10 protein-coding genes are annotated in these 10,918 nt (G+C 61.6%); 1 reads left to right on the top strand and 9 read right to left on the bottom strand.

The window, feature by feature from the left end; translation table 11 throughout:
* The 3 genes from VMI09_17220 to VMI09_17210 form a co-directional block, all read right to left on the bottom strand.
* The coding region (locus VMI09_17220; protein HTQ26433.1) for a hypothetical protein at nt 1–182 on the bottom strand (182 nt) is incomplete at its 3' end.
* Entirely contained in the window at nt 175–828 is a 654-nt protein-coding gene (locus VMI09_17215; protein ID HTQ26432.1) for an RNA polymerase sigma factor, read from the bottom strand. The genes VMI09_17220 and VMI09_17215, both read right to left, overlap by 8 nt.
* A 406-nt stretch (nt 829–1,234) precedes the next feature.
* Nucleotides 1,235–2,608 (bottom strand): hypothetical protein, encoded by a 1,374-nt coding sequence (locus VMI09_17210; GenBank protein ID HTQ26431.1) that lies wholly within the window; start codon nt 2,606–2,608, stop codon nt 1,235–1,237.
* Between the two features lie 269 nt (nt 2,609–2,877).
* Here VMI09_17210 and VMI09_17205 point away from each other — a divergent pair, with 269 nt between their 5' ends.
* The gene (locus tag VMI09_17205) at nt 2,878–3,069 is read left to right on the top strand and encodes a hypothetical protein (protein ID HTQ26430.1); all 192 of its coding nucleotides are present in this window, start codon (nt 2,878–2,880) and stop codon (nt 3,067–3,069) included.
* 95 nt (nt 3,070–3,164) lie between these two features.
* On the opposite strand, the gene VMI09_17200 is transcribed toward VMI09_17205, so the two are convergent.
* From VMI09_17200 to VMI09_17175, 6 genes are all read right to left on the bottom strand, one after another.
* Nucleotides 3,165–4,211: a TIGR03617 family F420-dependent LLM class oxidoreductase gene (locus tag VMI09_17200; protein ID HTQ26429.1), complete on the bottom strand. Its 1,047-nt coding sequence runs from the start codon at nt 4,209–4,211 to the stop codon at nt 3,165–3,167.
* 80 nt (nt 4,212–4,291) lie between these two features.
* Nucleotides 4,292–5,446 (bottom strand): acyl-CoA dehydrogenase family protein, encoded by a 1,155-nt coding sequence (locus tag VMI09_17195; protein HTQ26428.1) that lies wholly within the window; start codon nt 5,444–5,446, stop codon nt 4,292–4,294.
* A gap of 262 nt (nt 5,447–5,708) precedes the next feature.
* Nucleotides 5,709–8,237: an arylsulfatase gene (locus tag VMI09_17190; GenBank protein ID HTQ26427.1), complete on the bottom strand. Its 2,529-nt coding sequence runs from the start codon at nt 8,235–8,237 to the stop codon at nt 5,709–5,711.
* Between the two features lie 436 nt (nt 8,238–8,673).
* Nucleotides 8,674–8,931, bottom strand: coding sequence for a hypothetical protein (locus tag VMI09_17185; GenBank protein ID HTQ26426.1), 258 nt, complete (start codon nt 8,929–8,931; stop codon nt 8,674–8,676).
* Nucleotides 8,932–9,240: 309 nt separating this feature from the next.
* On the bottom strand, nt 9,241–9,612 hold the full coding sequence (locus VMI09_17180; protein ID HTQ26425.1) for a hypothetical protein: 372 nt from the start codon (nt 9,610–9,612) through the stop codon (nt 9,241–9,243).
* Between the two features lie 531 nt (nt 9,613–10,143).
* Entirely contained in the window at nt 10,144–10,527 is a 384-nt protein-coding gene (locus VMI09_17175; protein ID HTQ26424.1) for a DoxX family protein, read from the bottom strand.
* Nucleotides 10,528–10,918 lie beyond the last annotated feature (391 nt).

Raw genomic sequence — 10,918 nt, 5'->3', positions numbered from 1 at the left:
CGCATGAAGTCGTTGCCGGTATGCGTCGCGACCCACACGAGCACGAGCGCCTCCAGCAGCAGCCAGAGCGTCAGACGCACGCGTACGGGCCATAGCGGCCGCACCGGCTCGACGGCGGCGGCGAGCGACTCGACGATCCTGCGATGGCGCTCCGAGTAAGTCATTTGCGACGTTTCAGCCACCTTGGGCGCCTTCTCCGCCGATTAATCTTTTGAGCGCCTTGTAAGCTCGATGGGCGCGAACCTTGAGCGCGCCGACCGAGACGCCGGCGCGGCCGGCCGCATCTTCCAGCGTCATCCCGTCGAGCTTGAGCAAGGCGAAGGCTTCGCGCTGCGTGGGCGGAAGCTTCGCCAGCAGCGCCTCGATATCGGGCGGAGGTGCGGGCGAATCGCCCTCTGCGCGCTCGGGCAAATCGGCCGTCAGCTCCTCCCAACCGGCGCGCGCCCATCGCCGGCGCGAGTGATCGGCCGCGACATTGCGCGCGATCGCGAACAGCCATGGCTCGAGGGGACGACCGGCCTGGTAAGTGTGGCGCGCCTGGAACAGCGCCATGAAGACTTCCTGGTAAACGTCCTCGACTTCGTCGCTGGCAACCCGGGTGCGCAGAAACCGGGTCACGGCCGGGCCGATGTCATCGAGCAAAAGGCGGCACGCGTCCGGATCGCCCTGCTGCAGGCGTTCCATCAGATACGCGCGCATCCGGGCGCGCTCGAGCCGCCGCGCGTCGTCGGCCTTTTTCATTCTCGCGGCGCTGCCATTGGTCATCGCGGCGGCGGCGCAGCCAGCGTCGTCGACGCCAGCGTCGTCGGATAGACGCTCGACGCCCATATCTCGCGTATCCGCGTCGCGCGTATAAGGACAGCACGCGGGACCGCCTGCCGCAACTAACGCCGGCGGCGCAATGGGCCGGCAGCCGCTCGATTCGCCCGTGGATTCGAGGGCTCGCTTCCAGGGCACGGTTCGCAACTCTCCGAAAAACCACACCGCGGTCAGTGACGTTTCAGAAACGAAGGTCCGGTCATTCGTTACCGTCTCCACAGCCTGACATTCCCGTGCGCGGGCAAATAGTTACCCCGCTCGAAGCGGCAGGCACCATCCAGACCTGTCGAACCCGGAGACGAGCGAATCAAACGGATTCGCGATTCATCGCCGGTCAGAACAGCGCAAGCATGCGGGCGAATGAAATCGCGAGAACAGATCGAACGCCGCGAGATGAAGCAGCCGTGCTGGAGCCTCAGGCGGAGCGCTGCATTTGCTGCAGGCGCGCCAGGATCCGGCTGAGCAGAGGCTCCTCGCGCAGCGCCGAGAGCGGCTTGGTTAGCTGAAACACCTCGGTGACCAGGCGCTGGACATCGACGTCCTCAGCCTGGAGCGAGTCCAGCGCGGCAAAGTAGGTCGCGCCCTCGGCAATGCCCTGGGGACGCTCGCCCCGAGTCTGCGGATACGCGAAGTCGAAGTTCGCGGCGAGAGTCCAGGGCGCGCTGACTGCCTGCGCCGCCCGCGGAAAAAATTCCGCGGACAACCCGTCGAGCCCGCGCGAACCCGCCGCGCGCTCACGCAGCACATCCCGCAGCGCCTGCGCCTGCAGCGCCGCGGAACTCATTCCCTGCCCGTACACCGGATTGAAGCTGCAGATCGCGTCGCCGAGGATCAGAAACCCCGCTGGAAAACCCTGCAGCCGTTCATAGTGACGCCAGATGCTGGTAGGGAATCGATGATGCGTGATGTCGGCGATTCGTTCAGCGTCCTTGATTAAATCGTAGAGCCGCGGCGAGGGCAGCGATTTCGCGAAGGCAACAAAGCCCGCCTCGTCGGTCGGAGGATAATCGCCGAAGCGGCCGGCCAGACTGACGTGCCAGATGCTATTCTCTATCTCGAAGAGCCCGGCGGCTCTCGTGTATTGAGGCGGCGGCCCGCCGACAAGCAACAACGGCTCCCCGGCGTCGGTATGGTCGGGCTTGCGGTACTTAGTGCTCGTGTACGCGAAGTCGACGCCGATAGTGGTTTCTTCGGGAGCCGCCACACCCATCTCGACCAGCCATCGCGCGGCGTGAGAGCTGCGACCGCTGGCGTCAAGCACCAAATCGGCTTCGATCGGTTCGAAGCCGGTGGTACGCTTGCGGCGCACGCCGCCTACTCCTCCATTGTCGCTAATGAGCCCTTCGATAGTTGCGTCGGTCTCGAGACTTACGTTCGCGAGCGCGAGCGTCCGCCGCCGGACGAGGTATTCGAGCAGCCCGCGGCTCATGATGTGGCCCTCGAAACCGAGATCGCGCGGCTCAGTTACCGATCGGGTGGCGTTGTACCCCTTGCCGCCAGGACCATAAAAGGCGAGGTCGATGCCGGTCCTGAAAGACACCGCGCCCAGTCGCTTCAGCTCGTCGGTAAAGGCCGGATAGAGCGACGACATCACGTTCTGCCCGGCGAGCAGCAAGGCGTGGATGTGATTGCCCTGCGGGATCGACTTGTGCAACACCGGCCGATCTTCAAGTTCGTCGCGTTCGAAGATGGTGACGCAGTCGAAATGGTCTGCCAGCACGGTCGCGCTCATCAACCCTGCCAGGCTCCCGCCAATTATGACTGCATGATGTCCCAGGTTTCGCGCCATGGGCGTCATCCTACTATAGCCAAGGTGTTCTTCTCGAATCGTTCCTTTGCTGCAATCCGACATATCAGGGACTGCTATGAAACATGACTAAAGACGTAAATGCATGATAATAGACGTTAATTCATGACAATTGACAGATCAAAGACAATCGCATCGGCAGAGCATGAACTCCTGAAACGTCCGCTGAACGATACGAATGTCTAGACAATATTAAGCAGACAAAATAGCCTCATCGGTGCTTAAAGTCCGCCTAGATAAGGAGATAGGGAATGGAAGCACTGACGACCTTGTTCGTTCGGGTCCGTGAGTCTGTGATTAGCAGCGCCCGCGGTCAGACCATGACGGAGTATGCCCTGATCCTCGCAGCTATCGCGATCGTTGTGTACGGGACCTACAAAGTGCTCGGCAACAACATCGGCACGCTCGCCAGCGGTATCGACTCCGCTCTGAGCACCGCCTGAGACACCTGAGCATCGAGCCTGCGCGAGCGCAGGTTCAGAGCCCCCGGAGCCTCCGGGGGCTTTTCATTTCTCGGGCCGTTCGGATCACTCGCCGTTCACCATGGCGTGCAGTAGCCCTTGAACCTGACCGGGATCCGGCGGATGTCCGCCAGGACGTCCGCTGGCAAATCGGATCGAATCGTCGAGTTGATGCTGGCGAAAACGGCGTCGCTGAGGCCTCCAAAGCGGCGCTCGACAGCGCCGGCGATCTCCTTGTGAGTGCCGACGGCGGCAAACAAATGAACGAGATCATCGCTGACGGAGGTTGTCATCTCTGCCCACTTGCCCTGCTTCGAAAGGGCATTGAGCTTGCGGCCCAGGTCGCCGAGCTCGTGCAATTCCAGCACCGGCCAGTAGGCCGGCGTCGAACCGTAAAAGCCCACCCGCATCCGGACCCATTCGAACACGCGGGCGACGGCGGCGTCGTCGGGCCCCGTGGCGATGAAGCCGCCGCCGGAAACCTCGAAATGCTCAAGACTGCGGCCGCCCCCGTCGAGGCCTTCCTTGAGCCGGGGCATCACGATCTCTTCCTGATAGCGCCGGGTGCAGAACGGATGCAGCCGCACGCCGTCGGCGATCTCGCCCGCAAGGCGCAGCGCCTTGGGACCGACGGCGGCAAGCGTGATTGGCACCATCGGGAGGCCCATCGAGGGCGGCACGAAATTCGGCGTCATCAGCGTGAAGGTGTAGTGCTCGCCCTCGAAGCGCAGCTTTTCGCCCTTTTCCCATGCGGTCCAGATTACCCGCAGCGCGCCGACGTACTCGCGCATGCGCGCGAGGGGCGCCGTCCATGCGACGCTGAAGCGTTTCTCGTTGTGCGGCCGAATTTGCGGCCCGAGGCCGAGCACAAAGCGGCCGCGCGAGGCAACCTGCAGATCCCAGGAAGCGTTCGCGACCACCATGGGGCTGCGGGGAAAAGCGATCGCGACCGCGGTGCCGAGTTCGATCTTTTCCGTGGCGATCGCGGCTACGCCGAGCGACAGGAATGGGTCGTTGCGATTTTCCAGCGTGATCAGCCCGTCGAAGCCGGTTTGCTCGGCCTCGCACGCGGCGTCCGGCACGCGGCGGAGATCCTCCTGAGGCAAGGTGGTCAGCACGCGCATTTTGCTTTCTCGTGATGCGCTCGATGAGAGCTTCGACTCTCTCGCGGAAGTTGCGAGGCCGGCCAAGAGCGCCGGTGTCTCTACTTGCTCAGGAGTCCGAGCCGCTCGCGGCCGTATAGCTCGCCTGAGGTGTCGAAATCGATGCTCGCGTGCTGCGCGCCGACGTTGATGTTGCGAAATGCCGTCTGCAGCGGGCTGCCCTTGTAGACCGCGTGCGCGCCGGAGCCCGCAAAGAGGCGCGAAACCGCGCGCCGGCATAATTCGGCGGTGTAGGCCGCACGCCATTTGACTCGCGCGCGGTACCCCATGTCGGTCGCGCCCTGGCCGGATTGGGCGACGCGGCCCAGCAGGTCCAGCGCGTCATGAATCATCATCTCCGCGCATTCGATCTCGGCGGCCGACTCGGCGAGCCTTAACTGGGTCGGCGCATGCTCCGCTTTGCGCGCCCCGGTGACGATAGCGCGCCGCTCGCGAGTCCGTTCGATGAATTTCGCCAGCGCATACCTGGCCGAGCCGAGAATCGCCGTCACCACCGAGAGCGAAAGCATCGAGTCCGACGATACCCGATAAAGATTCGTCGGATGTTTGAGCGAATGGGGCGAATCGCCGCGCATCATCGCGCGCGTATCGACCGTCCGCCCCGCCGGCACGAAGACATCTTTGGCGACAATGTCCTTGCTTCCGGTTCCTTCGAGTCCGAGCACGTACCAGGTGTCTTCGACCGTTATCTGTTCGGTAGGAACCACCACATGAACCCCGGGACCGCCGGTCTCCGCGTCGGCGCATCCGAGCATCACCCAGTTCGAACGGTCCACGCCGCTGCAGAACTGCCAACGCCCGTCGACTCGATAACCGCCGTCGGCCCTGGCCGCCTTGCCCTGCCATGCGAGCGTGCCCGCGACCAGTCCGTCGCGGCCGCCGGCGAAGACGTCGTCCTGCGCCTGCTCGGGGAAAGTGCCGAGACAAAAATGATGGGCGCACATTACCATCAGAACCCATCCGGCAGTCGGACAGATCTCGGAAACGGCGGTGACCGTATCGCCCAGGATGCGCAGGCTGAGCTCGTAGCCGCCGGCGCGCGAAGGCTGCGGGATGCGGAACAGGCCCGCACTGACCATCGCCTGCATGCTGGCGGGCACGAGACTGCGCTCGCTCACGCAGGCCGGCGCATTTTCAGCCAGCACGGGCGCGATCGCGGCGACGCGGCGTGAAATCTCCTCGGCGGTGATTGTCATATCGGGAGCCAAGCCCTCCGGCCCCAACATATAGAGCAGGCAAGCGCGAAATGACAGCAGGAAAAATCCGCGCGCTTGTTCTCGTTTGCGGACGCCCGCTTTTACATTCTGAAGTGCGGAGCCCAGAACCGAACTATCGTCCAACCGACCGCGAGGCCGAGGAGTGCGTAAAGCACGAGCGTCATCAACCGTTTCATACGCGCTCCAGAATTACCGTATTTGCGCTGGACGCGCCCCTCGGCCTCGGAACAATTGCGTGAGACTACTGCGCGTCGGCCGCGCTCGCCTGCGCCTGCATCAAGCGTTTCTCGTCCTCAGGCGTCAGCTTCGGACGCTCGACCGAAACTGTCAGTTTGTCGATCTTGCCGGTGAAGTTGAACGGCACCTGGTAGTCCCGATCATCGACCGGCGTGCCGGTGTCCGAGCCGATATCGAAGGTCTCATCCCAGGGCAGCGTGATCGGCACCGTGTGCTCCAGCCTCTCGGTCGCCACCACCTTGCCATCCACCTTCAGGGTCCCCGTTCCGGGTCTGCCGATGCCGCTGACGTTGTTGAACGCAAGCGTCGCAAACCCGAGCCCCTCGTACTTGAAGTCGTACTCCATCGTATGTTTGCCGGGCGCGAGTACTTCCGGGCCTTCCCAGCGGACGCGCTTCAAATCCAGCAGGTTCCACGTAAACACTGGCTTGCCCTTCAACAGATAGAGCCCGTATCCGCCGAACCGCCCGCCATCGGTGACGATCATGCCCTCGGCGCCGCCCTGCGGCACGTCGATCTCGGCCGTGATGGTGTAGGAGGTATTGAGGAGCGAGGGCGCGGTGCCGCGCGGGATGCCGGCGATCGGCACGCCCGTGTAGGTGAACACAGTGCGTCCGCCGGACATCGACGGACGCGGGGTCACCATTCGCGTCGCCACGGAAGCATCCAGCGGCAGCACCTGATAGCGGGCAAACTCGGCAAAGATCAGGTCCTTCATCTCCTGCAGCTTCTTCTGATTAGCCGCGGCCACGTCGGTGTTCTGCGTCCAGTCATGCCGGACGTCGTACAGTTCGAATTTGTACCCGCTTGCGGGATCCGTGATCGCCGTGCCGACCAGTTGCCAGGGCGGGCGCACGGGAACGGCGCTCAGCATCCAGCCCTCGTCGTAGAGCCCCTGCACGCCCATCATCTCGAAGTACTGGATGTGATGCGGCGACGGCGCGTTGGCATTGGCCTTGTCGAAGGTGTAGCCAAGGCTCACGCCTTCGATCGGCTTTTGCGCGATCCCGTCCACCATCACGGGAGCGGGAATGCCCGTGACCTCGAGGATGGTGGGTACGATGTCGATCACATGATGGAACTGCCAGCGGATGCCGCCCTTGTCCTTGATCCGTGCCGGCCAGGAGATCGCCATCCCCTGCCGCGTGCCGCCGAAGAATGACGGAACCTGCTTGGTCCATTTGTACGGGGTATCGAATGCCCAGGCCCAGGGCACCGCCATATGGTTGTACGCCAGGTCCGAGCCCCAGACGTCGTAGAACTTCATCTGCTCGGCGACCGGCAGTTCGACGCCGTTGAACTGCAGCACCTCGCTCGGCGTACCGTTGGGCGAGCCTTCGGCCGAGGCGCCATTGTCGCCGCTGATGTAGATAATCAGCGTGTTATCCAACTTACCCATATCGGCAATCGCCTGGACTACGCGGCCGATCTCATGGTCCGTGTACGCGAGATACGCCGCGTACACATTGGCCTGGCGGATGAAGAGCTTCTTTTCCTCGTCGGTGAGCGTATCCCAGCGCTTGAGCAGCTTATCCGGCCATGGCGTCAGCTTCGCGTCCTGCGGGATCACGCCGAGCCTCTTCTGGTTCTCGAAGATCTGGTCGCGCAGCGCGTTCCAGCCTTTGTCGAAGAGGTGCATGTCCGAGATTTTCTTGATCCATCCCGGCGTCGGCTGATGCGGCGCGTGCGTGCCGCCCGGAACGTAGTGGAGGAAGAACGACATCGAGGGGTTGATGTCGTTGAGTTGCGTCAGCCAGGCAATCGCGTCGTCGGCCATCGCGGTGGTCAGGTTCCAGCCGGGATTCCCCACATAGGGATAGATAGCCGTAGTGTTGCGGAACAGGTTCGGCTGCCACTGGCTGGTGTCGCCGCCGACGAAGCCGTAGAAATACTCGAACCCCATGCCGGTCGGCCATTGGTCAAACGGCCCGGCCTGACTTGCATCCCACTCGGGCGTGTTATGGTCCTTGCCGAACCACGACGTGCGATAGCCGTTGTCGCGCAGGATGCGGCCGATGGTCGCGCTGTCCCTGCCAATCACACTGTTGTAGCCGGGGAAACCCGTGGCCGCCTCCGAGATCACGCCGAAGCCGACCGAGTGGTGGTTGCGGCCGGTGATCAACGCAGCCCGCGTCGGCGAGCATAGGGACGTCGAATGAAAATTGGTGTAACGCAGGCCGTCGCGAGCAATGCGATCCAGCGTCGGAGTCGGGATCACACCGCCGAAGGTCGAGGGTGCAGCGAAACCGACGTCGTCGGTCATGATCAACAGAATGTTCGGCGCACCCTTGGGCGGGACGACGCGCGCCGGCCAGTACGGCTTCGACTGGGCGGCGTTCAGGTTGATCTCGCCGCCGAACTTCTGGGGCGGCGGCGGCAGATAGCGGCCGTCGATCGTCGTAGTCGAATCAGGTGCCCCCGGAACTCCGTTGATTTGCTGCGCCAGCCCCTCGGCCGAACTCAACAAGATCACCGCAAGCAACAGGATCAACAATCGACACGGTTGACCCGCAGGGCGTCGGCGCAGTTTCATCTACTGTTTTCTCCATAGCGTCCGCTTGAGGCTCAGAACCATCGTAGGAAGGCATCCGGGGAGCGCGCTATTCGGACCTTGGTCTTACCAGGGATTTCGCTCGCGCGCGGGAGAACCTCGCGATGCCGGCACGAGCGCATCGCTGCGCCGCCTCCGCAGACGGCGCTTGGCGGTATTCGAAAAGGTCAGCGCGCGTTGCGCCGATCGTCCGCCGGATTCACATAGGTAAAGGCGAACGGAGCGAGGCCATGGACCCGGATCGTCGTCGGACCTTGCCGCGGCCGTCCGGGATTTCAAAGGATTTTCTATCTGAACCGAAGGACCGCTATTGTCCAGGGCTTACCTGAAGCGATTTTCCCTAGGTACCTTCAGCGACTTCGAGCTCTGGACGCCCGAGCAAACGGGGCCTGAGGAGCGAATCGTCGCGCAGCGAGCCTTACCGCTTCGCCTCGTGCATCGTGAGCGTTAGACGCTCTCCCAGCTTGGCGATATTAACGTCCGCTTTGTGTCCCAGCTCGCGCATCTTGAGATAATGCGCCAGGAGCGCGGCGGTTCGCTCGCTCTTTTCAAGCTGTGATCTTAGCGTCTGTTGCGCGGCGTCGAGCGTCGAGACGTACTCTCTGATTGTGTCGGCAATAGCGTAGTGCTCTTCGACTATGTCCTGCCAGTGGTCCTCTGACGTGCGGTCATGCATCTTTTTCGCTCCTCCCCATGAGAGCCCCATTACTTCCGAAGGCCTAACTCGTGGAGGCCGGCGTCCAGCGCGAACTCTACATCAACCGTAGATATTACGCGAACCGGAGAACATCAGGGTACTCGAACATCGCGCGGCGTGCTGATCGCTCTCGTCGGCAACATCGCTCGTCTGGCGTAAGTCGAGCTTGAGGATTTGAAGGCTAGAGAATGCTCTCCCAAGCGCTTTGCGCATCCCGCCAGGGCTTCCGACCCTCAAGAATGTCGCCGCTGGCATTGTGAGCGCGCGAAAGCATAGGTGCTGTCACAGCTAAGTTTCTGCAACACTAATCCAAGGATGCTCTGAGAGAACTGCGGTGTCAAAATCCACTCGGCGCGCCTTACGCTGAATGATCCACAACACAACAATCAACACCGCCAGGCAAACCGACCACCCAGCGATCAGCCGGTTTGCGGCCCTCTTCGACACGAGGTGTTTCTTAACAGGAAATGGCAGGAAATACGGTGTATCCGCTGGACTCCATCCATTCACCTTACCCCGAGCCACCGCTGCGATATTCTCAAAGCGCAGCCCGATCACAAACGTTGGATGACCCAGCGTTTCCATCTGATCGAACTCGAGTTGCGGCCAGAAGACAACCGAAGCGAGTTGAATGACAACGCTGACGCAGGCTATGGCCATTCCCAACCTCGGGACGAACTTCCCTAAATAGGGACGATGCCGCAACAGTAGCGGAATCGCGATCATAGCCAGCAATTATACCGGCGTGGTGATATAATGGTCGCCACACGCGATGTTGCCGCTCCAGTCATTGTATTTTGCGTAGAACAGTATGTACATCGCGAGAAGCGTGAATCCTGTCACCACCAGGGCTTTTATTTCTGGCTGGAGCCTTTTCCAAAGCAGAAGACACAAAAGAATGGTGAGAAGGATTAGCGGGTCGAACAGAAAAAGCGCAACATGACAAACGCGCCGTCGACGCCTTTGAGCGCCCGCTCGATGGCTGCCGAATCATTCCAATCACCGTCAAAGTTCCACGCCCTGGTTCGCCCAGCTTGACGCCTTCTCGCGATTGCGGACTAGCGCGCGTACTTCATTACCGCGCGCCAACAGATGTTCCGCCGTTGCGCCGCCCACTTTTCTCGTGATTCCCATTACTAAAAACATGGGTTTTCTCCTGATCTTGAGGGACAGAGCACTGCCCCTGTTGGTTCAACGGACGAGCGGCAGAATGGCCCGGATACGGGGATCGCGCGCGTAGAGGCCGCCCCATGTCATGACGCCCAGAAGCAGGCAGAAGATTTCCGGCGGCGACCCAAACTCACCAACGCGGACATTGGCGCAGATGGCACCTCCCAAAAAGCCCGCCACTAGGATCGCGCCGAGGACGGTGGTGGCCGGGATGGCGTAAAGTATGGCGGAGGCGAGCACGATCGGACCCACGACACGGGTCAGGTACATCGCGAACCCGGTTTCCTGCAACATGCTCGCGATCTGTGCCGGCGCGAAAAGCTGAATAGTGCCGTCTGCCACCAGAGCGATAACGACAAACGCGCTCATTATCCGGCCGGCCCAGAGGACGCGATGCACGGTCATAAGCTCCATAGCAAAAGTGTAGGAGTTCTTCTAACACAAAAACAAGGGATGCAATCGGTTTTGGCTGCGTCAGGCTGAGAAATAAATACATCATTTGATGCATTTTCTTTTAACCGTCTGCGTCGATCATATGCCTGCCATGCTCCTGAAGTAGTTATTTACGAACGATGCGAAACCAATGCTTCATTTGAAGCATTGCTTTTTCGTACATCAGCTTTACCACCTTTCTCTAGCAGGTCGTTGATAAACGCCTGAATTTCGTTCCGATATAATTCGTCAGAGTGAGCAATCGGATCGGTGGAGGAAGCGGCGGATGCGGGGAGAAGAGCGGCGGCAGCGGGCGATGTTGATGATCATGGAGCCGTGCGATCGGGTACCCAAGGAGCATCCG

The organism is Candidatus Binataceae bacterium (assembly GCA_035500095.1).
Classification (GTDB): Bacteria; Desulfobacterota; Binatia; order Binatales; family Binataceae; genus JAKAVN01.
Note: the sequence above shows the minus strand (reverse complement) of the source record. Positions and strands in the feature narration are given on the sequence as shown.